The following is a 24,101-nucleotide window of genomic DNA, read 5'->3' on the forward strand; positions in this document are numbered from 1 at the left end:
CTCCTCTCTGAATTTCAACTTGAAATTTAATATTACAATTCTATTTCCTTATGTCTTGTAACGTGACAATTTATATTTACGGCTACAGGTAATCCTGCTATATGGGTAGGATAAGTTTCTATATTTACTGCAAGAGCTGTAGTCTTTCCCCCTAGTCCTTGAGGTCCTATACCAAGGAGATTTATTTTGTCTAAAAGTTCATTTTCTAAATCTGAATAAAACTTATTTCTATTTCTTTCAGATAATGGTCTTACAAGAGCTTTCTTTGCAAGATTTGCAGCCTTGTCAAAAGTTCCTCCTATACCTACTCCTACAACCATAGGAGGACATGGATTTGGTCCTGCGTCCTTTACTACTTTTATTACAAAATCTTTAACACCCTTAAGACCATCTGCTGGTTTAAGCATTTTTATCTGACTCATATTTTCTGATCCAAATCCTTTAGGAGCCACTTTTATGTTAAGTTTATCTCCTGGAACTATTTCATAATATATTACTGCAGGAGTATTGTCCTTAGTATTAACTCTATTTATAGGATCAGAGACTACAGATTTTCTTAAATACCCTTCTACATACCCCTGGCCTACTCCCTTATTTATTGCGTCTTCTAAACTTCCTCCTACTATATGAACATCCTGGCCAATTGTTATAAATACACAAGCCATTCCTGTATCTTGACACATAGGCACATCTTCATTTTTAGATATATCTATATTTTCAAGTATTTTACCTAAAATGTCTTTTGCAGTAGGCCATTTTTCGTCCTCTTCACATTCTTTTATCTTTTTCTTAACATCCTCCGAAAGATAATAATTGGCATCTATACAGAGATTTCTAACAGCTTTAGTTATAGTGGATACATCTACTTCTCTCATAATTTAACACCATTCTCCTTAATTGTATTTTTAATGTATAACAAGCTCATTATATAAGGTTTTAAAGCAAAAAATCAACTCGTTTTACGTATACTAATTTTTAATTACTAAAATATATCTAAAAGTTAATAAAACATATTTTAGGTCCAATAAAGTATATATGAAAAGGCAGTTTAAAAAACCGCCTTTTCATATATTTTCTATTTTCTTCTATTTACTAATGCAACTACTCTATTCATTTCATTATTAACTATCATATATCCTTCATCTACACCCATACCTGGTTTTGCAAGAACTTGTTTTGCACCGCAAGCCATTCCTATGTTAGTTGTAACTTCTGCGGATCTGTTTGTTTCATTACAAGTTCCTCCACAATAAGCTCCCATATCATGATCTTTACAATACATGATAGCATCAGCTATATTGTTAACTCCACCTAAATCTGGAGTTTTTATTTGAACCATATGACCTGCTTTATTATCTGTAAAGAATTTAACATCATCTACTGTATTACACCATTCATCTGCTACTAATTCTGCATCTATTTTTCTACTATCTATCTCTGCTCTCAAATCCCTTAGAGCTTCCATCTGTTTTTGTCTATCTTCTACATCCATTGGTCCTTCAATTCTCAAATGGAATGGATTTGCTGCTTCTGCAAGTGAAGCTATATAGTCAGCCATAGCTTTTGTATCATATTTAAAGGCAATACCTATAGTTCCATATACATCAATGTGGAATATTGGGCTGTAATCTTTAGAAGTTCTAAGTTCTATTACTCTATTTCTAAGCCACTTAACATATTCTAAAAGTTTTTCTCCATGCATTCCAAGTTTTTCTTCTACATTGTTTATAAGGGCATGTGGCATAACATCTGCACCTTTTATTATCATCTTGTCTACATTATCATATCTGTCATCACCGGATTGTGTAAATATTGGAACTCTCTTTATTTCACCTTTTGGATTATATTCATTTCTTATAACTTCTGCCATTGTTATTTTCTTTGATTTTGCTACAGCATCTAATATAGCTTGTGTTATACCATATCTTATAGCTGTATGAAGTCTCTTACCATTTACCTTCATACTATCAAATTCTTCTGCTAATGACTTAAACTCGTTTAATTCTCTTCCTATTAATTTTGGAGCTATTTCCTTTTCTATAACTGGTATAAAATCTTTAGCTAAAAATAATGGATCTCTTCCACCTGCACCTGAATATTGAACAGCAGCACAATCGCCATAAGCTACCTGTCCATCTTCTAGTACTAGCATTACGGATATAGCTTCTCCTGCCTGTCTAACTTTAGCAAATCCATCTGTTACAGGTTCACCTACATAAGTAAATCCATTATGTTTAGCTCCTTTTTTTATAGCTCTCTGATCATCAAAATAAAATCCTGTTTTTCCTTCTGAGCAAATTACGTCAACTATTTTCATTTTAAGTCCTCCTTGAAAATTAAACTGTTTTTTAATTATTTTTCTTTTGGTCTTCCTATAAGTACTCCCTGTCCAACTGCAAATATATCATCTATAGTCATTTGAAAGCTTACTTCTCTATTTTCAAATTTTCCTCTTTCCTGTAACTTTCTCTGATTAAAGTCTTTTAATTCCTGACTAAAAGGAACATTTCCAAAGTGCAAATATCTAACTGCTCCTGTATTATCTCTTGCTGGCATCATCTTGCCTGCATTATATTTACTTGGTGCAAATGGTACATCTATAACTCCAGTTTCAAATGCTTTTACTGTTCCTACAGCTAAATCTCCCTTTCCAAGTTCAAATACTTTATCCAATATGCATTTTACTTCTGCTTTAATTACTGATATTTCATCTTCCAGATCTTTTGACATAGGAAGTCTCTGTCCACTTAACATATTTAAAGCCATTTTTGTAGCTTTTATTCCTGCTGCATTAGCTTCTTTGGTAGGGATTCCTATAGCTTCATGAGGTGTCTTAACTATAACTTTTGTTGCTCCTGCAAGGGCTGCTGTAGCCGCTCCTGTAGATATAACTCCAAAAGCTTTTGCTTCATCTGCAGGGAATCCTCCCATCCACTGATGAAATACTGTAGTTATATAAACATCATTGTATCCGTACTTTTTCAAATATTCATCTATCTGCTGCTCTAATGCTTTCATAGCTGCTACATCCTGAATTACATTACCACACTCACCATATCCTACAGTTATATTCTTAACACCCTGTTCTGCTGCAAGTAACCCCTCTATTATAGCTACTGCATTTGAAGTACTTGGTGGTACTAATGTTCCTGTAAGCGGTCCAAACGGTTCTCTATTTATGGATACTCCATTTTCTTCATAGAACCCAACTAATCTATCACAATACTGCCAATCTACAAGTGACTTAGCTATTGAAACATTCTTTGCATAAGGCACATTATAGGATATACATCCTCCTTCATTTGAAGTAAATCCACCTGCATGAATTATTTCTGCTAAAAGTCTTGAATCTGGAGTACCATGTCTAGCCTGTACTGGTAGATCCAATGCTTCTACTACTTGTCTGCATCCCTTAACTCCGTGATTTACTCCTGGGAATCCATTTAAAAGTGACCTTCCCTGAGATTTACTTTCTTTTATACCTACTTCACATTCATCATATCTATTTTGTCTCGTATAACTATCTATAGTTGTTGGAAGGAGATCAGCTCCTCCTTCATCTTGTAAATGTTTTAATAATTTAATATGATCATCTATAAGTGCAACTCCAGCTCTTGGTTGAGCTAAAGTAATTCCCTGTTCTTTTGCCTTTATTAACTTTTTAGGGAAGCTTTTATGCTCAGGCAATTTCTTTAAATAATCTACTGCTTCCTTAAGATCAACTTCCTTACCTGTTGGCCATTGACTTAAAACTTCTTCTCTAACTTTAAAAAATTGTTCTTCTGACCATTTTTTATTTTTAAGTTCCATATCTTTACCCCCTTATATTTTCTATTTTGTTATACAACATATTTTTTTAGTGTTAACTAAATATTTTTTCATTATTCTAACTGCTATGTCCGGATACTCTTCTGAAAGCAGTCCCATAGCAGATAATATATAACTTCTATCTATTAAATACTCTGGATTCTTTGGCTTCAAATGCATAGGATCTTCTGTAGTAAAAATTCCTGCTTTTAATATTTCTTCAGGATTTTCACTGTGAACCAATACTCCACCTGTTCCTATGAGATATTTGGTATTCAAAAGATCTTTTCCTATCTGAGAATATACAACTCCACAAGGGGTATACACACTAGTTAAAACTCCAACATGTCTTTCCATAGCCATTTCCGTAGCTACCTTTGCCATTGCTTCATCAAATTTTATATCTCTTTCATTATCAGGAATCATTTTTATATTTTCACTTCTATATTTACAGCCAGCCTCTATATCTATGCTTTTATCATCTAAATATTTGAGTACCCGTTTAGTACTGGCAGCTTCCCACAAGGACACTGCGGAATATCTCATTCCCAGATCTCCTTCTACAGTTCTCTTTGCAAAAGGCTCCTGTAATCCTCTTAAAGTCACTGCTGGTTTTGTAGGCTCTCCGTCAGCCAAAGAATGTACATCCGTAGTAGCTCCACCTATATCCACTACTACTAAATCACCTATACCCTCTTCTTTATCACTTCCAAGGCTCAAAGTTTTAGCAGCTTTTAATACCGCAGCTGGTGTAGGCATAAGGATGCCATTTATATAGTTTTCAGCATTTTTCATACCTTTAGCTTCAACTATTTTTTCCATGAATATTTTTCTTATTTCTTCCCTAGCTGGTTCAACATTCAAAGTATTTAGCTTAGGCATTACATTTTCAGCTACTTTATAAAACATTCCTGCATCTTCTAATATTTTTGATATTTCATCTTCTGCTACTTTATTTCCTGCTACAACTATAGGAATGTCCATTCCACTTTTAGCTAGCAATTTAGCATTGCCAATTATGCACTCTTTATTTCCACCATCTGTTCCACCGGCTAAAAGTATCATGTCTGGCTTTGAATTTTTTATCTCTTCCATTTCTTTTGAACTCAAATCATAACTATAAACATGCATAACTCTTGCTCCAGCACCAAGTGCTGCTCTTTTAGCAGCTTCAGCAGTAAGCTCTGGTACAAGGCCTATAGCAACCATTTTTAGTCCACCTGCAGCAGACGAGCATGCTAGCTTTTTTACAAAATCAACTTTTTTATCTTTTAATTTACTTTGTAATTCTGCATAGGCTTTGTTAAAACCTATCATTATGTCATCTTCCACTGTAGTTATAGCTTTAGCTGTGCCTAAAATCACTTCATTTTCTATATCTACAGCTGTCAACTTTGTATAGGTACTTCCAAAATCTATAAGCAAATATCCTTTCATAATTAACCACCTCTGTTCTCATAAAGAGGATTCAATAATTAGATTACTTTTATACATTTAAATCTTTTTTCAAATCATTAATTGTAACTTCAGGTAATGTTCCTGGTGGATATATTCTATCAAATCCCATACTCTTAAACTTATTATATACATCTTCCCACTTTTGTTTTCCAACTACTAAATTTCCGCCTGCATAAATTAGTATACCTTTAAGACCTGATTCATCACATTTTTCTCTAAGTCCCCTGCAGTCCATTTCTCCATGTCCATAAAGTGATGATACTAAAATAGCATCTGCTTTAGTTTCAATTGCAGCATTTATAAAATCTTCTTGTGGTGAAAGAACTCCTATATTTATTACGTTAAATCCAGCTTCTGTAATGGCATGATCTAATATTTTATTTCCAACTGCATGACAATCAGATCCAATTACCCCTAAAACTATGGTTTTCATTATAAAACACCTCCAAATTGCATAAATACCAATTAATTAAAATCTTTATTAGCATATATTAAAAAATAAATAATATTATTTATTTTCAATCTTATTAAATGTCAATTTGCATACTCTAGTTTAATTATTTTGATTGAGTTCAACTATTTTCGATTTTAAATCTTTAATTGAATTATCATCCAGATTATATAAAAATCTCATTATATGCTTCTTGTCCACATTATGTGACTCAACATCTTTATATCTTCCTGGTGAAACTATCAATATATCTACATTATTTATAACTCTTTCAAGTTCCTGATCATTAAAAGTATTAGTAAACTGAATATCAATATCCCCAAGCCCTGCTCTTTCAAGTGCTCCTCTTGCTTTAAACATAAACTCCTTAGAAATACATACAAAAGCAAATTTAGTATTACTAGGATATCTAGCAATCTTAACTATTGTTGCCAAATCTACATTTATGGCTACACCTATTACTTCTTTGTGTAATCCTTCCGTTAGTTTAATTACTTCATTCACATGGTTAAAAGTTGCTATTATAACTTGGCTTTTTTCTATAATCTCCCTAGTCTCGCTGCTTATATTCCTTATGTCATCAAGGGTAAAAGGCACTATATTCATGTCTGTGCTTTCCATAAGCTGTTTACTAAACATTCTAGATTGCTCTATGTTACATTCCACATATACTGCACTAATTTTACTTATAAGTTCTTTCTTTTCCCTTATTCTTTGAGTGACAATTTCTAAAAATACATCTGGATCTATACCCGATTCAATAGCTTCTTCAAACGCAAGATCTATAAACTTTGTTATTTTTTCCTTTGTATTTTGAACTTTCCAAGGATTTGCTTCTTCTGCTACAAAAGTTCCTCGTCCCTGGTAAGATTTTAAAACGCCATCCTGTTCCAATTCATTATAAGCTGTGCTTATAGTATTTCTACTTACATTAAGTTTTTCAGATAATTCTCTTTCTGTAGGCATTTTTTCGCCTACCTTAATGAGGTTACTTTTAACTAAATCCATTATTTGGCTTTTTACTTGTAAATATAATGGTACTCCACTATCTTTATTTATTTTAATGTTTATGGCAATCACCTCAAATTATTGGATTAATGGATTAATCCATTACTTTACCTAAAGGGTACCATAATGCAGGATTAAAATCAATAGCTTTTTGTAAACTTTCAATTTTCAGAAAATTCTTATGAAATTGTTTTCAAAATGTGTTTTTAAAGGATTAGAGACTAAACAAACTCCTTCTTCAATTAGTCTAAATTCAAGGATGGCTACCATTAATTAGTCCAATTTTACTTGGCCCAACCTTAAAGTCCAATTTTGAGAAATGTATCCTAAAATAAGATATCTGAACAATTCCTCTTTAAGAATTGCATATCCCTATGCAATTCTTAAAATTATCTCCATATAAGGGTTATTTTATTGTAAATATTGGGGAACAAAATTTTTTCCAATATAGATATGCTAAATTTTTTATTTAATTATGATTTTCCTTAACAACACTATTCTTTTTTTTAGTTACATTTTTATTAATGCCAAATACATAATAACAGATAATTAAACCTGCTATCCAAATAGGTCCTAACACAACTGCTATTACAGTATCTGGGTTAAATGCCATCATTATAAATACAAATACTAGATATGCTAAACTAATATAACTTACATAAGGATACCCTTTAGCTGGAAATTTTAATTTTCTTATTTGTTCATGTGTAAGAGTCTTTCTAAATTTCATTTGTCCAAGTACAATCATAAACCAGGCAAAAAGTCCTGCAAAAGTTGCAACAGATGCAATATATGTAAATACTCGTGCTGGAAGAAAATAATTAAGTATAACACCTATAAGCATACATGCTGCAGAACCTAGTATTGCATTCTTAGGTACTTTTGTACTACTAAGCTTGCTAAATATTTTAGGTGCCCCACCTTGAAGAGATAAATTGTATACCATACGTCCTGTCGTATAAATACCACTATTACATGAAGACAGTGCTGCAGTAAGTACAACAAAGTTTATAATTCCAGCTGCAGCTTTAATTCCTATTTTATTAAATGTTAAAACAAAAGGGCTTCCCATTGTTCCTATTTTATCCCAAGGATAAAGTGACATAATTACTGTTAATGATCCAATATAAAATATGCAAATTCTCCAAAAAACCTTATTAATGGCTGATGGTATGGTTTTTTCAGGATTTTTTGCTTCTCCTGCCGTAATTCCTATAAGTTCAGTTGCGAAGAAAGCAAAAGTAACTAATGGGAGTGCTTTTAGTAAACCTTTTATTCCATTGGGGAAAAATCCTCCATTACTCCATAAATTTTTAAATCCTACTATCTTTCCTCCATTTCCTATTCCAGTAAATACCACAATTAAACCTAAAATTATCATGGCAATAATAGCAACCACTTTTATAATTGCAAACCAAAATTCAAATTCTCCATAAGCTTTTACATTAATTAAGTTTATAGTTATCATTAAAGCAAGTGCTACAAAAGCAGATACCCACCTTGGAACTGATGGAAACCAAAAATTTATGTAAATACCAATAGCCGTAATTTCTGCCATACAACATGAAATCCAATTCAACCAATAAGTCCATCCTGTTAAGTAGCCCGCAAGTGGTCCTATATACTCATTAGCATAAGCACTAAAAGAACCTGCCAGCGGCTGTTCCACTGACATTTCACCAAGTGCACGCATGATGAAAAATAAAATAACTCCACCTATGGCGTAATCCAGTAGAATTGAAGGTCCTGCCATATTAATAGTACTTGCAGATCCTAGAAATAATCCAACTCCAATGGCACCACCCAGTGCTATTAACTGAATATGCCTTTCTTCCAATCCACGATTGAGATCTTCATGTAAACCAGAATTTTCATTACTCATGTAAAATCCTCCCTTTATTTTTATATTTATAAGTCATATCTCTTTATATCTCTATATAATGTAGACACACTTATTCCTAACTCTTTTGCAATCCTCTGTTTTGCTAAAAAGGTATTACCATATTTAAGTAATAACTCTTTAATAGAATTTTTTCTCATTAATTTCAAACTACTGCACTGATTATTTTCTTTATTACTATTTAGATTATTGTTAAGCTTTGCTGGAATACAATCTGGCATCAATATATTAGTACTAGCCATATTAACTGAGTATTCGATAACATTTTCTAATTCTCTTACATTTCCCGGCCAATTATATAATAGTAAATGTTTTTTTACCTCTTCTGATATACTAACAATATTTTTTTTAAATTTTTCGTTATATTTCCCCAGGAAATATTCAGCTAACAATATAATATCCTCAGGACGTTTTCTAAGAGGTGGTATCATTATCGGTATTACACATAATCTGTAGAAAAGATCCTCTCTAAATTCACCATTTTTCATCATCTCTTCAAGATCTTTATTGGTTGCTGCAATTATTCTTACATCTAATCTTATTGATTTTACACCTCCAACCCTTTCTAGTTCACCCCGTTCAATAACTCTAAGTAATTTAGGTTGTAAATGCAAAGACAAATCTCCAACTTCATCAAGAAAAATGGTTCCACCATTGGCAAGTTCAAATTTACCTGGTTTTCCTCCCTTATTAGCTCCTGTAAACGCGCCCTTTTCATATCCAAAAAGTTCACTTTCGAGAAGGTTTTCAGGTATAGCGGCACAGTTTATTGCTATAAAAGGTTCATTTTTTCTTCTACTCATCTTACAAATTGCCCTAGCAAATACTTCTTTTCCTGTACCACTCTCACCTAAAATTAAAATGTTAGATTCACATCCTGCAGCTTTTGTAGCAAGGCTTTTAGCCTCATTGATAAGTTTGCTATTTCCCTTTATGCTGTCAAAGTTTATATTCAAATGTGAAGCATCTGCTAAAAGTTTATAAGCTATATTTCCTAATTCTTTCTTTTTCTTAAATACAAAGAGAATATCTATTTTTTCATTACTGTTATTAATAAACTTTACGCTTAAAAACATTCTATTATTAGGAATTGGATATTTTAAAACTACCTCAAATTCCTTATCATATTCTTTTGTATCTTTCATAACATATTCAAAATAATTTTCCGAGAAAATATTCTGAATATTCTTCTCATTTTTTAACATTCCTTTCATAACACTGTTATAAATAAGTATATTTCCTGAAGAATCAGTTAATACAACACCCTCACTTATAGAATTTAAAACTGTCAATAGTCTATCTTTTGTCTCTTTTTCTTTTATTTTAATTAAAATGGTTTCTCCTAATTTTTTAGCAAATATACTCAGCTTATCTCTCATTTTAATTTGTTTTTCTTTAAGCTTTGGTGTAAGAGATAAAATAGTAATAGCTCCTATACACTTCACATCATTTTTTATAGGATAATATATGGAATATTCATTAAAACACTTCCCATATGCACTAATGGGGCAAGTTTTACAAATGTCACTTCCATTGGGGCTGTCAATAACTAGAGGTTTACCATTTTTAATAACATAGTCATTGGCACATCCCTTAGGAAGAGCTTGGCCAATCGATTTTTTGAATAATCCGCTTGCTGCAACTCTTACTAAATGGCTGTCTACAACATAGATATCAAATTCAATAACTGAACTCGTTGTCTCTATTAAATTTTGTATAAATTCTCTTATCTCATACATTGAACTATACATATTATTTCACTATCCTGACTAAAACTGTATGTTGTTTGATATTAATTAGCATATCATAGTAATAACTAAAAACTTTCCATCATAATGATTAACAATATATCATAAATATAGTTTATACTTAAATATAGTTAAAACTACATAATTATACTTAAATATACTTTATACATAAAATATACAATTAGGCTATAGTAACCTTACTTTTTCTAGAAATCTTATTTTTTCTACATGCCTCTATAAATGCCTTAAAAATAAGGAGCTGTTCACAATGTTTTTCTTCTAACATTTCAGGATGCCATTGCGTCCCTAATATAAACCTATCTTCTTTCATTTCAATAGCCTCTACTATTCCATCTGGTGACATTGCAGCAACATTAAAAATACTAGCAACATCTTTTATTGCTTGATGATGGTAGGAATTTACTTCTAGTGTATTTCTATTTAAAATTTTATGCAATTTGCTCTTTTCATTAACTAAAACTTTGTGTACAGTATTATACTTTGGCGAACCTATTACAGAATGATTTATAGTAGAATTGTTTTTTAAGTTCGATGAAACTTGGCATAAATCTTGATAAAGTGTTCCCCCACAAGCGACATTTAATAGTTGATATCCCCTACAAACACCCAAAATAGGAACATTACTTTTATTAATAATTTTTTTAGCCAAATATAACTCCTGTGCATCCCTTTCTGGAATAACTTCTCCTATTTCAGGTCCTATTTCTTCTCCATAATACTTTGGTTCAATATCAGCTCCTCCTGCAAAAATTATGCCATCTACAATATCTATGGCATTTTCAATGTTACCCCTATTGGTGAATACAGGAATAATTAAAGGAACTCCTCCGACTTCTTCTACTACCTTAACAAAATCATTTGCTGCAATTTGCCAGTTCAACTTACTACCAAGACCATTATAAATTTCATCCAACCCATAGCAATAATCTGCACATATACCTATAATTGTTTTCATACTTTATTTCCTCCTATAAAAAATATTAATATATTTTAAATATGACAATTTAATTTATTCATTAAATGTAATTCCTCTCCTTTAGTCATTTTATTAACTAACCTCATAAACAAGCAATAATTATACCAACAATAAATCCTACGCTATATAAGGCATATAAGCATACTATAAAAATACTATTGTCATAATGAGAAATCATTATGACAATAGTATTTTTATGATTTTTTCAGTACACTGTTCACTTTTATTTTGGAAATAGAACTCATTTTGACAGTATATTTGTCAAAATGAAAATTACTTATAATTTAGCAAAAATAAAGTAGACTTTGCTCTTATCACAAAATCTACTTTATTTTAGTTGATATCTAATTAGAAGAATAATATTCTTTCACTGATCTAGCTATAGAATCTGCTATTTTATTCTGATACTCATCCGTAACCAATTTATTTTTTTCCTGGGCATTAGATAGGAATCCGCATTCTATCAACACAGAAGGCCTAGTATCTTCACATCTAAGTACCTTATAAGAATTTTTTGCTGCTTTTTCTTTTCTATTATTGTTCTTGTCAAGATCATTAACTAAATTTTTTTGAAGAATATAAGCTAACTTTTTACTATTATCATTTTTAGAATACCACACCTGGGCTCCATAGTATTTAGTCTGAGGGAACATATTTAAGTGTATACTTATAAACATATTACACTTTGTACTTTTTTTCAATTCACACCTATTATTTAAATCTTCAACTTTCTTTTTTCTTATTCTACCATCATCTGTATACAGACCCTCATCTTTTTCTCTAGTCATAACAACTTTAAACTTCTCTTTTAGTAACTTGTCCTTAAGTTTATTACTTATTTTTAAATTTATTTCCTTTTCCATTATTCCATCTTTTGATATTGCTCCACTATCTATCCCTCCATGACCAGGATCTATAAGTATAGTACTACTTTCTTTAGTAACATTTTCATTACCTAATACTAGGAATGGACATACCATATTTATGCTACATATTGCCAATATCAACAATATAACTCTTGCTTTTTTTATGTTCAATATACACTCACTCCTTATAATTATTTAGAGCCTTAATATATATTTACCCAAAACATAAAAAGTTATTAAATTATTTTCAATAATAAAAAAATAACTTATACATACACAAATTTTGTATGTATAAGCTATTTTGAACTCTGACATTATCTCTTTGAAAATTGTGGAGCTCTTCTTGCTTTTTTAAGACCATATTTCTTTCTTTCTTTCATTCTTGGATCTCTTGTTAAGAAACCAGCTTTTTTAAGTTCCGGTCTTAAATTTTCATCTGCTTTTAAGAGAGCTCTTGATATTCCATGTCTTATAGCTCCAGCCTGACCTGTAAATCCTCCTCCATGAACATTTACAAGTACATTAAACTTTCCTTTAGTTGAAGTCAATTCCAATGGTTGGTTAACTATAACCTTTAAAGTATCCAATCCAAAGTAATCATCCATATCTCTCTTATTTATAGTTACTTTACCTTCTCCAGGTACAAGTCTAACTCTTGCTATTGACTTTTTTCTTCTTCCTGTTCCAAAATACTGAACCTTAGCCATTTTTTATCCTCCCTCCAGCTCTAACCTAATATTTTAATTCTAATACTTCTGGCTTTTGAGCTTCATGATTGTGCTCAGCACCTCTGTATACTTTTAACTTTTTGAACATTTGTCTTCCTAGTGGACCATCTGGAAGCATTCTTCTTACAGCTTCCTGGAATACAAATTCTGGTTTCTTTGCTAAAGCATCTCTATAAGAAATTTCCTTTAATCCACCTGGATATAAAGAATGATGTCTCAACATCTTTTGATCTAATTTTTTACCAGTTAAAACTACTTTTTCTGCATTTATTACTATTACAAAATCTCCTGTATCAACATGTGGTGTATATATTGGTTTATTTTTACCTCTTAATATTGAAGCAATTTGACTTGCTACTCTTCCAAGGGGCTTTCCTGCAGCATCAACAATGTACCATTTTCTTTCAATTTGTTCAGGTTTTGCTATATATGATTTCATGGCTTTCCCGTTATACAACTAACGGTTTTCAACTCCTCTCTTATTCTAGTTTCTTCTAATCTATAAAAAGAAACTTCTAAATTTTCATAAACGATTCTCTATATAAAGACCCGGGGCTGGTGGGTCCTTTATATCCAAAATACAAACAATTTATATTATAATACAATGTGCCTGGTGTGTCAATCTAGTAAAATATTTTTTCCAAACAAAGGCCTAAGGCTGGTACAGGCTTCCCGGCTTTTGACCTATCCTTAGAGTCTAAGATGTCTTTCACATATTCTGGTGTAAACCTTCCTAACCCTACTTCTAACAAAGTGCCTACTATTATCCTTACCATATTGTACAAGAATCCATCTCCAACTATACTAAATTTAATCAAATTGTCTTCTTGTGCAATAGTTAACTCTTTCACTGTTCTAACAGAAGATTTAGCAGAACTTCCTTTTTTCTTAAAAGCAGAAAAATCATGAGTACCTATAAAGTACTTACATGCATTTTTCATTTTATCAATATCCAATTTTCTCCTAAAGTAATAAACATATTGTCTTCCAATAACAGGCCTATTATTTCCCGTTACTATTGTATAAACATATTTTTTACCTAAGCTGTGATACCTAGAATGAAAACTATTATCAACTTCTCTGGCGTCTAATACAACTATATCTTTAGGTAATACTCCATTTAACGCCATTTTAAAATTAGGACTTGGCATTTTACTATTAGTAAAAAAGTTGCATACAAATCCTCTCGCATGAACTCCTGCATCAGTTCTGCTTGCACCTATAACTTCAGAAAAATTCCCTGTAATTTTTTTAATAGCTTCCTCTAATCTTTGCTGAATTGTCATAGCATTATTCTGTCTCTGCCATCCCGAATAATTTGTACCATCATATTCTATTGTAAGCATTACATTCTTCATTAATGCCACCATACTCTACTGAATATGGACACACACACCAATGCAAAAACACACACTGATGCCGTAAAGTCTTTATTAGTTAACTTAAGCTGTTTCATTCTAGTCCTACCTTCTCCACCTGTGTAACATCTAGCTTCCATCGCCATTGCTAGTTCATCTGCACGCCTAAAAGAACTTATAAAAAGTGGCACAAGGATTGGGATAAGATTCTTAGCTCTCTGAATTATGTTCCCAGATTGAAAATCCGCTCCTCTTGCCATTTGAGCTTTCATTATTTTATCTGTCTCATCCATTAATGTTGGTATAAATCTAAGTGCTATAGTCATCATCATAGCCAATTCATGAGCAGGTACCCCTATTTTTTTCATTGGATTTAAAAGTTTTTCTATTGCATCTGTGAGTTCAATAGGAGATGTAGTTAATGTTAGTAATGAGGTTCCTATAATTAAAAATACAAGTCTAACTGCCATAAATGCAGCCATAACTAATCCTTCTTTGTAGACAACTAAAAACTTCCACTTAAATAAAGGTGGATTAACTCCTGTTGTCATAAATATATTTAACACTGCAGTTATAATAACTAATATGAATATTGGCTTAAGCCCTTTATAAATATATGAAAACTGTATCTTAGATATAAGTATTGAAATTATAGTGAATAATACTATAAATATATAGCCTTTAAAGCTGTTTACTATAAATAAATCTACAATATATATTAAAGATATCAATATCTTAACTCTCGGATCCAACTTATGAACAAAAGAATTCCCAGGTACATATTGACCTATTGTAATATCTTTAATCATTTACTAGCTCTCCTAACTTTTATTTAATATTTTGAGTATTTCTTCTTTTGCCTGCTTTACTGTAAATACATCTTTTGATATATTTATACCCTTTTCCCTAAGCTTTTTTACCATATATGTTACTTGAGGTACTGCAAGTCCTACACTTTCCAAAGTGTCAACCTCATTAAAAACTTTTTCAGGAGGGCCATCAAGTATGCATTTTCCCTGATGCATTACAATTATTCTACCAGCCAGCTTAGCTACATCTTCCATACTGTGAGATACAAATATTATAGTCATATTGTATTCTCTATGTAAATTTTTTATTTCTGAAAAGATGTCATCTCTTCCCTTGGGATCAAGACCTGCTGTTGGTTCATCTAATATGAGTACTTTAGGTTCCATAGCAACCACTCCTGCTATAGCAACTCTCCTCTTTTGTCCTCCGCTTAATTCAAAAGGAGATTTATCTTTGTAATCTTCATATTTTAACCCCACCATATTCATGGCTCTCTTTACTCTTTTATTTATATCATCATCACTCAATCCCAAATTTTTGGGACCAAAAGCAATGTCTTTTTCTATAGTTTCCTCAAATAACTGATATTCAGGATATTGAAATACGAGCCCTACTTTTTTTCTTATAAAATTCAAATTTATTTTTTTATCAGTAATATCTACTCCGTCTACTATTATCTTGCCTGAACTTGGCTTTAAGAGTCCATTTATATGTTGAATAAGTGTTGATTTTCCAGAACCAGTGTGCCCTATCAAAGCAACAAATTCTCCATCTTCTATTTCAATATTTATATCATCTAGTGCTTTTTTTTCAAAGGGTGAACCTTTCATATATATATGAGTTAAATTTTCTATTTTAATCGGCATAATTCATTCACCATCTCATCTATAGTTAATATATCAGGTTTAATATCTACACCACTATTCTTAAGTTCATAGGCTAATTCTGTCATTTGAGGTACATCAAGTCCTATTTTTTTCATCTTAGATACCTGACTAAATATATTTCTAGGAGATCCTTCCATTATAATTTTACCTTCATCCATAACAATTATTCTATCTGCTTCTACTGCTTCTTCCATATAATGTGTAATTAGAATTACTGTCATATTGTACTTACTGTTTATATCTTTTATTGTACTCATTACTTCACGCCTACCAGACGGATCAAGCATTGCAGTTGATTCATCAAATATTATACAATCAGGTCTCATAGCAAGTACTCCCGCTATAGCTACCCTTTGCTTTTGTCCACCTGAAAGTAAATGAGGTGCATGTCTCCTATATTCATACATATTTACTCTTTTTAAACACTCATCAACTCTTGCTCTTATTTCTTCTGATGGAACTCCTAGGTTTTCTGGTCCAAAAGCAACATCTTCTTCTACTATAGTAGCAACTATTTGGTTATCTGGATTTTGAAAAACCATTCCTGCCTTATTTCTTATCTTCCAGGTATTTTTTTCATCTGAAGTATCTATATCTTCTACATATACTTTTCCATCAGTTGGAACTAAAAGAGCATTTATATGTTTAGCCATAGTAGATTTTCCAGATCCATTTCTTCCAAGCACTACAAGGAATTCTCCCTTTTTTACTTGAAAATTCACATGATCTACAGCTAATTTTTCATTTCCATTATCATTGTCCTTATATTTATAGCTTACATTATCACATAATATCATATCTTTTTCCATAGAAACACCTCACTAATTCGATGAGCAACAAAATTGAAACAGCATTTTATAGAAAAACAGGGATTAAGCTAGTCTTTACTTAATCCCCTTAATTTTATACTAACTCTAGTATAACTAATTCGGCTCCATCGCCTCTTCTTGGACCCATTTTATACATTCTAGTGTATCCACCATTTCTTTCAGCATATTTAGGAGCTATATCTGTAAATAAATTTTTTACAACTTCTTCTTCAGTTACAAAAGAAAGTACCTGTCTTCTAGCATGAAGATCCCCTCTCTTTGCAAGAGTAATCATCTTTTCTGCTAAACTTCTTGTTTCCTTTGCTCTAGTTACAGTTGTCTGTATTTTACCATGCTTCAAAAAGTTAGTAACAAGACTTCTAAGCATTGCTCTTCTTTGGTCAGATGGACGTCCTAATTTACGATACTGTGCCATTTATATCCCTCCTTACTGTAGGTAATAAGTTTATCCGTTCGTTATTTTAACAAATTTTATTCTTCACTTTGCTTTAATGATAATCCTAAGGCATCAAGCTTTTGCTCAACTTCTTCTAAGGATTTTTTACCTAAATTTCTTACCTTCATCATATCATCCATTGTTCTTTCTGTTAACTCTTGAACTGTATTTATTCCAGCCCTCTTTAGACAATTATAACTTCTCACTGAAAGGTCTAATTCTTCTATTGTCATCTCAAGAACTTTTTCCTTTTTATCCTCTTCCTTTTCAACCATTATTTCTACATTATTAGCATGATCAGTAAGAGTCATAAATAGTTTGAAATGTTCTATGAGAATTTTAGCTGATAAACTTACAGCTTCATCTGGTAATATAGTTCCATTAGTCCATACTTCTAATGATAATTTATCATAATCAGTTATTTGACCAACTCTTGTATTCTCTACAGCAAAATTAACTCTTTTAATAGGAGTATATATTGAATCTACAGGAATAGTACCTATTGGCATGTCTTCAGACTTATTCTTTCTTTGAGAAACATATCCTCTTCCTCCATTGACTGCAATCTCCATATAGAGTTTGCCATCATCATCTAAGGTAGCTATATGTAAGTCTTTATTAATTATTTCAACATCACCATCTGTTTTTATGTCTCCTGCAACAACTTCTCCTGGTCCTTGTGCATCTATATATATAGTTTTAGGACCTTCTCCATTCATCTTTAAAGCTAATTCTTTTATATTTAGAATTAGCTCTGCAACATCCTCTTTTACTCCACGAATAGTTGAAAATTCATGAAGTACACCATCTATTTTTATATGATTAGCAGCAACTCCTGGAAGGGAAGAAAGAAGAATCCTTCTAAGTGCATTACCAAGAGTAATACCATAGCCTCTTTCAAGGGGCTCCACTACAAACTTTCCATAGTTACCATCTTCACTAGTTTCAACACATTCTATTTTGGGTTTTTCTATTTCTAACATGAATATAACCCTCCTTCTATTTATCTAATAATGTATTCTGAGGGCAACTGATTCTATATTAACTACTTGCTGTATAACTCTACGATTAATGTTTCGTTAACAGGAACATCTATATCCTCTCTTGTTGGCTGTCTAAGAACTTTTGCTTGGAAATTTTCTACATTTCCTTCTAACCAACTTGGTAAAGTTTTTGGGTTTTCTGCAAAAGTTTTAAATTTCTCTGATGACTTGCTTTTATCACTTACAGTTATATTATCATTAACTGATACCTTAAAAGAAGGTATATCCACTTTTCTTCCATTAACTAAAAAATGGCCATGAGTTACCAATTGTCTAGCTTCTGCTCTTGACTGTCCATATCCTAATCTATAAATTACATTGTCAAGTCTTGTTTCAAGTAAAACTAACAAATTTTCACCTGTTATTCCCTTTTTCCTATCAGCTGTTTCATAGTATTTTCTAAATTGTCCTTCTAATAGTCCATATATTCTCTTAGCCTTCTGCTTTTCTCTCAATTGTAAACCATAGTTTGATACTTTTTTTCTTCTTTGACCATGTTGTCCTGGTGCATATCCTCTTCTTGAAAATGCACACTTATCTGTATAACATCTATCCCCTTTAAGGAATAATTTTAAGCCTTCTCTTCTGCAAAGTCTGCATACTGATCCAGTATATCTTGCCATTAAAACTTACACCTCCCGTTACTAAACTCTTCTTCTTTTTGGTGGTCTGCATCCATTATGTGGAATTGGAGTAACATCTTTGATCAATGTAACTTCAAGTCCTGCTGCCTGTAATGACCTTATTGCGGCTTCTCTACCAGCACCAGGTCCCTTAACATATACTTCGATGCTTTTTAATCCATGTTCCATAGCTGCTTTAGCTGATGTTTCAGCTGCCATTTGTGCAGCAAATGGTGTGCTCTTTCTAGAGCCTCTGAACCCTAAACCACCTGCACTAGCCCAGGATAAAGTATTTCCCGCAGCATCGGTAATTGTAACTATAGAATTATTAAAAGTTGATCTTATATGTGCACAACCATGCTCAACATTTTTTCTTTCTTTTTTTCTCTTAGTTGTCTTTCTAACTTTTCCAGCTGCCATCTTTTTACCTCCTTATATTATTTTCCTACTACTTTCTTCTTGCCTGCTACCATTTTCTTAGGTCCTTTTCTTGTTCTTGCATTTGTCTTTGTTTTCTGTCCTCTGACTGGCAGACCTCTTCTATGTCTTATTCCTCTATATGAACCTATCTCTATCAATCTTTTTATATTAAGAGCAATCTCTCTTCTCAAGTCACCCTCAATTGTTACATTCTTTACGTAATTTCTCAAAGAGTTAACTTCTTCTTCTGTTAGGTCTTTAACTCTAGTGTCTGGATTTACTCCAGCTTCTTTTAGAATTTTTTGAGAAGTTGATAACCCTATGCCATATATATAAGTTAGACCTATTTCAACTCTTTTTTCCTTTGGTAGGTCAATACCTGCTATTCTTGCCATTAAAATTTACACCTCCTAAAATCTGATTGGTAAGGATTAATTTACTTTATTTATATTAAGCTTTAAAGCCAGCAAAGTAAATAATTTTACATTGCTGCAGCCGCACCTTAAAACGTTATTAACTCATAAATCATACGTTAAGTATTAGTAACGTGTTTTACTAATACTTACTTTTTATTAGTTTAGCCTTGTTTTTGTTTGTGCTTAGGATTTTCACAGATAACCATTACTCTTCCTTTTCGCTTTATGATCTTACACTTTTCACACATAGGCTTAACTGATGGCCTTACTTTCATAGCTAACCCTCCTTATTACTTCGCTCTCCAAGTTATTCTCCCACGAGTCAAATCGTAAGGAGAAAGCTCTACTGTAACTTTATCACCTGGTAATATTCTTATAAAATTCATTCTTAATTTACCAGATATATGTGCTAATATCTTATGTCCGCTTTCTAATTCTACCTGAAACATAGCATTTGGTAAAGCTTCTAAAACAGTACCCTGAATTTCAATAACATCATCTTTTGACATAAGGTATAATCAAACCTCCTTGTTATTGCTGACTGCAAAAATCTGTTTAGCACCGAGCTTATAATCACTTTCAACGTAGCAGTAAATTATGCTTCATATACTTACAGTCCATATTAATCCATAATACTAACACTTTAAATTAAAGTCAATATTTCCGGAGTATTTTTTAAAACACTGTTGTCTTAATATGTACTCCTCTGAAATTCTATCCAATTATTCAGTAGTTATTCTAGATTTTACTGTATCATCAGCTTTTGCTTGGTTTTCAACTTACAGGTTCCAGCATATCTATCTCTATTTGTGTCAAATTATTTACAAATAGATTTTAAACTTTCTTTTACTCTTTGAAAGACCTCATTTATTTCTCCAGTTCCGTCTACTATAGAAAGTGCTTTCTGCTTTTTATAGTACCCAATCAGAGGTTGAGTTTGCTTATCATATACATCTAATCTATCTTTAACAGTTGACTCAGTATCATCTTTTCTTTGTATAACATCATTATGACACACATCACACTTGCCCTCAACTTTAGTAGGATTAAATTTTACATGATAACTTGCGCCGCAAGATGGACAAACTCTTCTACCTGTCATTCTTTCAAGAATTAATTCTTTAGGAACATCTATAAGGAGAGCTGTATCTATCTTTTGCCCTTTATTATTTAAAAATAAGTCTAGAGCTTCAGCTTGATTTACGGTTCTAGGAAATCCATCTAATAAAAATCCTTCTTTGCAATCATCCTTGCCTAATCTATCTTTAACTATATTTATAGTAACCTCATCTGGTACTAATTGTCCGTTATCTAAATACTTTTTTGCCTCAACTCCAAGTGGAGTCTTCTCTGAAATATTTTTTCTAAAAATATCTCCAGTTGATATATGAGGTATGGAATATTCTTCACTAATAAATTTAGCTTGAGTCCCTTTTCCAGCTCCTGGAGGACCTAATAAAATTATTCTCAACAGCACCATCTCCAAAAATATTTTATCAATTCAAAAATCCATGATAATGACGCATTACTAGTTGCGATTGTAATTGCCTTATGGTTTCAATAGCTACATTTACTATAATTAACAGCCCTGTTCCGCCAAAATATATGCCTTTAAAACTAGTATACGTTTCTGCTACTATAGGGGATATTGCTATTATTCCTGCAAAAGCTCCTCCTAATACTGACACTCTGGCTAAAACTCTTTCAATAAATACAGCCGTTGGTTCTCCTGGTCTTATGCCAGGTATAAATCCTGAAGACTTATTCATATTCTCGGCCATTTCTTCTGGCTTCATAGTAACTTCGGTATAAAACCATGTAAAGAAAATTGTAAGCAAGAAATAAAGCACTAAATATGTCCAATTGCTTTCTTTAAATGGACTATACACACTTCCTGTTATAAACTTGTTAAAAGCTGAGTCCGGCCAAAATTGCCCTATAGTCATTGGAAACTGCATAACTGATATGGCAAATATGATTCCAATAACAGCTGCTCCATTTACATTGATTGGAATATTAGTGGATTGCCCTTTATACATTCTTCCTGCATTTGTTTTCCCTGCATACTGTATAGGGATTCTTCTTTCAGATAAACTTGAAATTACAACTCCTAAAAATAGCAAGAATATAACTGCTGCAAGTCCTATTACTTCCACAAAGTTAACAGTTTCAACTTGTTGCATTTTGAAAATTCCAGATACTGCAGAAGGAAATCTCGAAATAATGTTTATAAATATTATAAGAGATATTCCATTTCCAATACCATGCTCAGTAATCTGGTCACCAAACCACATGAGAAAAGTTGACGCTACAGTCACAGTAAATATTATCATAAATATATTGAATTTATCAGATGGATTTGCAAGTGCACCTGCTCTATTTATAATAACATATATGGTTATTCCTTGAATTACACCTAGTGGTACTGAAGCATATCTAGTGTATTCCTGTATCTTCTTTCTACCTTCTTCTCCTTCTTTAGATAATTGCTCTAAACGAGGCAAAGCGACTGTAAGAAGTTGGAATATGATGGAGGAATTGATAAATGGAATAACTCCCATAGCAAATATACTAAATCTGCTAAATGCTCCTCCTGCTAGAAGATCATAAAAGCCAAACAACGAGCCATTGCTAGTTAAACTACTTAACTTTGTAGTGTCAATTCCTGGAACAGGAATAAAATTTCCCATTCTAAAAATTATTATCATAAATAAAGTAAATAGCAATCTTTTCCTTAGTTCAGGAACTTTCCAAGCATTACGCAAGGTTGATAGCACTTTATATCACCTCTACTTTTCCTCCAGCTGCCTCTATCTTTTCCACTGCAGTTTTAGTAAATTTAGCTGCTTTTACTGTGAGTTTCTTTTGCAATTCACCATTCCCAAGTATTTTTAAACCATCTTTAGACTTTTTAATTACCTTTTTCTCTAAAAGTAATTCTGGAGTAATTTCTGTTCCATCTTCAAATGCATTTAATCTTTCAACATTTAATTCATAATATTGTTTTGCAAATATATTAGTGAAGCCTCTTTTAGGAAGTCTTCTATACAATGGCATCTGTCCGCCTTCAAATCCTATTCTTACTCCACCACCGGATCTAGCTTTCTGTCCATTTTCACCTTTTCCAGCATTTCTTCCCCAACCAGAACCAGTACCTCTTCCAAGTCTTTTTGGTGATTTTCTTGATCCTTCTGCTGGTTTTAATTCATGAAGTTTCATTCGTACTTACACCTCCTTTGTATTATGCCTCTTCTACCTTTAAAAGATAGCTAACTTTTTGGATCATTCCTCTGATTTGAGGATTATCCTCATGCTCTACAACTTTTCCTATTTTTCTTAATCCAAGAGCATTTACAGTTGCTATATGATCTTTTTTTCTTCCTATTAAACTCTTTTCTAGAGTTATTTTAAGTTTAGCCAAGGTCATTCACTCCTAACCTAAAATCTCTTCGACAGTTTTTCCTCTAAGACTAGCTATATGTTCTGCTGTCTTTAATCTTGATAAACCGTCAATAGTAGCATTTACCATATTTCTTGGATTATTAGAACCAACTGATTTTGCTCTAACATCCTTTAATCCTGCAAGTTCAAGAACTGCTCTAGAAGGTCCACCGGCTATAATTCCAGTACCTTCAGGAGCTGTCATTATAAGTACTCTTCCTGTTCCAAATTGACCAGCTATACTATGAGGTACTGTTGTACCTATAATTGGAACTTCGATTAAATTCTTCTTAGCATCTTCTATTCCTTTTCTGATTGCTTCAGGTATTTCTATAGATTTTCCAGTTCCTACGCCTACGTGGCCATTTTCATCTCCCACTACAACTAGGGCACTAAATCTAAAATTTCTACCACCTTTAACAACCTTAGCAACTCTGTTTATGAATACAACCTTCTCTTTAAGATTTAAAGCGCTAGGATCGATTCTCATTTATTTCCCTCCTTATTAGAATTCTAAGCCAGCTTCTCTTGCACCTTCAGCAAGATTCTGTACTCTTCCATGATATATATATCCGCCTCTATCAAAAACTACTTCTTTGATTCCTTTTTCAATAGCTTTCTTAGCTATTGTCTGACCAACAACTTTTGCTGCTTCTTTATTACTTCCAACTCCTTGAAAATCTTTATCTACACTTGAAGCAGAAACTAGAGTTGTTCCCTTTACGTCATCTATTATTTGAGCATATATATTTTTTGCACTTCTATATACTGCAAGTCTTGGTCTTTCATTTGTTCCAGAAATTTTTCTACGAACTCTAAGATGACGCTTTGATCTTAGTTTTTTCTTATCATCTTTTTTAAACATAAGGTTCAC

29 protein-coding genes are annotated in these 24,101 nt (G+C 32.1%); all 29 read right to left on the reverse strand.

All coding sequences use genetic code 11. The features are described 5' to 3' along the window. Positions 1-32: 32 nt before the first annotated feature. The 29 genes from CLCOS_RS10755 to rplR all read right to left on the reverse strand — a co-directional run bounded on the left by CLCOS_RS10755 (position 33) and on the right by rplR (position 24,092). A complete protein-coding gene (locus tag CLCOS_RS10755; RefSeq protein ID WP_063599805.1) occupies positions 33-875 on the reverse strand; it encodes a fumarate hydratase in 843 nt (280 codons plus the stop codon). A gap of 200 nt (positions 876-1,075) precedes the next feature. Beyond that, on the reverse strand, positions 1,076-2,317 hold the full coding sequence (locus CLCOS_RS10760; protein WP_013240650.1) for a methylaspartate ammonia-lyase: 1,242 nt from the start codon (positions 2,315-2,317) through the stop codon (positions 1,076-1,078). 35 nt (positions 2,318-2,352) lie between these two features. Next, complete coding sequence (locus CLCOS_RS10765) at positions 2,353-3,810, reverse strand: methylaspartate mutase subunit E (RefSeq protein WP_013240651.1); 1,458 nt, start codon at positions 3,808-3,810, stop codon at positions 2,353-2,355. Between the two features lie 21 nt (positions 3,811-3,831). Further along, a complete protein-coding gene (gene glmL / locus CLCOS_RS10770) occupies positions 3,832-5,244 on the reverse strand; it encodes a methylaspartate mutase accessory protein GlmL (RefSeq protein WP_013240652.1) in 1,413 nt (470 codons plus the stop codon). Between the two features lie 49 nt (positions 5,245-5,293). Next, entirely contained in the window at positions 5,294-5,698 is a 405-nt protein-coding gene (gene glmS / locus CLCOS_RS10775) for a methylaspartate mutase subunit S (RefSeq protein WP_013240653.1), read from the reverse strand. Positions 5,699-5,818: 120 nt separating this feature from the next. After that, positions 5,819-6,796: a GntR family transcriptional regulator gene (locus tag CLCOS_RS10780; protein ID WP_013240654.1), complete on the reverse strand. Its 978-nt coding sequence runs from the start codon at positions 6,794-6,796 to the stop codon at positions 5,819-5,821. 397 nt (positions 6,797-7,193) lie between these two features. Continuing rightward, the gene (locus CLCOS_RS10785) at positions 7,194-8,606 is read right to left on the reverse strand and encodes an amino acid permease (protein ID WP_063599804.1); all 1,413 of its coding nucleotides are present in this window, start codon (positions 8,604-8,606) and stop codon (positions 7,194-7,196) included. Positions 8,607-8,632: 26 nt separating this feature from the next. Further along, entirely contained in the window at positions 8,633-10,363 is a 1,731-nt protein-coding gene (locus CLCOS_RS10790; RefSeq protein ID WP_242872333.1) for a sigma-54 interaction domain-containing protein, read from the reverse strand. Positions 10,364-10,553: 190 nt separating this feature from the next. Next, complete coding sequence (locus tag CLCOS_RS10795; protein ID WP_063599802.1) at positions 10,554-11,348, reverse strand: gamma-glutamyl-gamma-aminobutyrate hydrolase family protein; 795 nt, start codon at positions 11,346-11,348, stop codon at positions 10,554-10,556. Between the two features lie 365 nt (positions 11,349-11,713). Continuing rightward, on the reverse strand, positions 11,714-12,349 hold the full coding sequence (gene cwlD, locus CLCOS_RS10800; RefSeq protein ID WP_242866869.1) for an N-acetylmuramoyl-L-alanine amidase CwlD: 636 nt from the start codon (positions 12,347-12,349) through the stop codon (positions 11,714-11,716). Positions 12,350-12,549: 200 nt separating this feature from the next. After that, complete coding sequence (gene rpsI / locus CLCOS_RS10805) at positions 12,550-12,942, reverse strand: 30S ribosomal protein S9 (protein WP_013240659.1); 393 nt, start codon at positions 12,940-12,942, stop codon at positions 12,550-12,552. A gap of 25 nt (positions 12,943-12,967) precedes the next feature. After that, entirely contained in the window at positions 12,968-13,402 is a 435-nt protein-coding gene (gene rplM / locus CLCOS_RS10810) for a 50S ribosomal protein L13 (protein ID WP_013240660.1), read from the reverse strand. Between the two features lie 184 nt (positions 13,403-13,586). After that, positions 13,587-14,321 carry a tRNA pseudouridine(38-40) synthase TruA gene (truA, locus tag CLCOS_RS10815; RefSeq protein ID WP_063599801.1) on the reverse strand — a complete coding sequence of 245 codons (735 nt, stop codon included), beginning with the start codon at positions 14,319-14,321 and terminating at the stop codon, positions 13,587-13,589. Next, on the reverse strand, positions 14,321-15,130 hold the full coding sequence (locus CLCOS_RS10820; RefSeq protein ID WP_023162484.1) for an energy-coupling factor transporter transmembrane component T family protein: 810 nt from the start codon (positions 15,128-15,130) through the stop codon (positions 14,321-14,323). The genes truA and CLCOS_RS10820 overlap by 1 nt, the downstream gene beginning before the upstream one ends. A gap of 12 nt (positions 15,131-15,142) precedes the next feature. Beyond that, positions 15,143-15,997: an energy-coupling factor transporter ATPase gene (locus CLCOS_RS10825; RefSeq protein ID WP_013240663.1), complete on the reverse strand. Its 855-nt coding sequence runs from the start codon at positions 15,995-15,997 to the stop codon at positions 15,143-15,145. After that, the gene (locus CLCOS_RS10830; protein ID WP_013240664.1) at positions 15,982-16,827 is read right to left on the reverse strand and encodes an energy-coupling factor transporter ATPase; all 846 of its coding nucleotides are present in this window, start codon (positions 16,825-16,827) and stop codon (positions 15,982-15,984) included. Before CLCOS_RS10830 ends, CLCOS_RS10825 begins: the two co-directional genes overlap by 16 nt. A gap of 94 nt (positions 16,828-16,921) precedes the next feature. After that, positions 16,922-17,263, reverse strand: a complete 342-nt coding sequence (gene rplQ, locus CLCOS_RS10835; RefSeq protein ID WP_013240665.1) for a 50S ribosomal protein L17 — start codon at positions 17,261-17,263, stop codon at positions 16,922-16,924. Between the two features lie 56 nt (positions 17,264-17,319). Next, positions 17,320-18,267 carry a DNA-directed RNA polymerase subunit alpha gene (locus CLCOS_RS10840; protein WP_013240666.1) on the reverse strand — a complete coding sequence of 316 codons (948 nt, stop codon included), beginning with the start codon at positions 18,265-18,267 and terminating at the stop codon, positions 17,320-17,322. A 62-nt stretch (positions 18,268-18,329) separates the two neighbouring features. Beyond that, on the reverse strand, positions 18,330-18,950 hold the full coding sequence (gene rpsD / locus CLCOS_RS10845; protein WP_013240667.1) for a 30S ribosomal protein S4: 621 nt from the start codon (positions 18,948-18,950) through the stop codon (positions 18,330-18,332). A 21-nt stretch (positions 18,951-18,971) separates the two neighbouring features. Next, the gene (rpsK, locus tag CLCOS_RS10850) at positions 18,972-19,370 is read right to left on the reverse strand and encodes a 30S ribosomal protein S11 (RefSeq protein WP_013240668.1); all 399 of its coding nucleotides are present in this window, start codon (positions 19,368-19,370) and stop codon (positions 18,972-18,974) included. A 17-nt stretch (positions 19,371-19,387) separates the two neighbouring features. Beyond that, a complete protein-coding gene (rpsM, locus tag CLCOS_RS10855) occupies positions 19,388-19,765 on the reverse strand; it encodes a 30S ribosomal protein S13 (protein ID WP_013240669.1) in 378 nt (125 codons plus the stop codon). Between the two features lie 182 nt (positions 19,766-19,947). Further along, positions 19,948-20,061: a 50S ribosomal protein L36 gene (rpmJ, locus tag CLCOS_RS10860; protein WP_007062395.1), complete on the reverse strand. Its 114-nt coding sequence runs from the start codon at positions 20,059-20,061 to the stop codon at positions 19,948-19,950. Positions 20,062-20,076: 15 nt separating this feature from the next. Next, complete coding sequence (gene infA, locus CLCOS_RS10865; RefSeq protein ID WP_013240670.1) at positions 20,077-20,295, reverse strand: translation initiation factor IF-1; 219 nt, start codon at positions 20,293-20,295, stop codon at positions 20,077-20,079. A 308-nt stretch (positions 20,296-20,603) separates the two neighbouring features. Then, positions 20,604-21,257 carry an adenylate kinase gene (locus tag CLCOS_RS10870; RefSeq protein WP_013240671.1) on the reverse strand — a complete coding sequence of 218 codons (654 nt, stop codon included), beginning with the start codon at positions 21,255-21,257 and terminating at the stop codon, positions 20,604-20,606. A 25-nt stretch (positions 21,258-21,282) separates the two neighbouring features. Next, positions 21,283-22,563, reverse strand: a complete 1,281-nt coding sequence (gene secY / locus CLCOS_RS10875; RefSeq protein WP_013240672.1) for a preprotein translocase subunit SecY — start codon at positions 22,561-22,563, stop codon at positions 21,283-21,285. A gap of 1 nt (position 22,564) precedes the next feature. Then, positions 22,565-23,005, reverse strand: a complete 441-nt coding sequence (gene rplO / locus CLCOS_RS10880; protein ID WP_013240673.1) for a 50S ribosomal protein L15 — start codon at positions 23,003-23,005, stop codon at positions 22,565-22,567. Between the two features lie 22 nt (positions 23,006-23,027). Beyond that, a complete protein-coding gene (rpmD, locus tag CLCOS_RS10885; RefSeq protein WP_023162486.1) occupies positions 23,028-23,207 on the reverse strand; it encodes a 50S ribosomal protein L30 in 180 nt (59 codons plus the stop codon). A gap of 12 nt (positions 23,208-23,219) precedes the next feature. Then, on the reverse strand, positions 23,220-23,717 hold the full coding sequence (rpsE, locus tag CLCOS_RS10890) for a 30S ribosomal protein S5 (RefSeq protein WP_013240675.1): 498 nt from the start codon (positions 23,715-23,717) through the stop codon (positions 23,220-23,222). A 15-nt stretch (positions 23,718-23,732) separates the two neighbouring features. Further along, positions 23,733-24,092: a 50S ribosomal protein L18 gene (gene rplR / locus CLCOS_RS10895; RefSeq protein ID WP_013240676.1), complete on the reverse strand. Its 360-nt coding sequence runs from the start codon at positions 24,090-24,092 to the stop codon at positions 23,733-23,735. Positions 24,093-24,101 lie beyond the last annotated feature (9 nt).

Source organism: Clostridium coskatii (genome assembly GCF_001675205.1).
In the GTDB taxonomy this organism is placed as follows: domain Bacteria; phylum Bacillota; class Clostridia; order Clostridiales; family Clostridiaceae; genus Clostridium_B; species Clostridium_B ljungdahlii.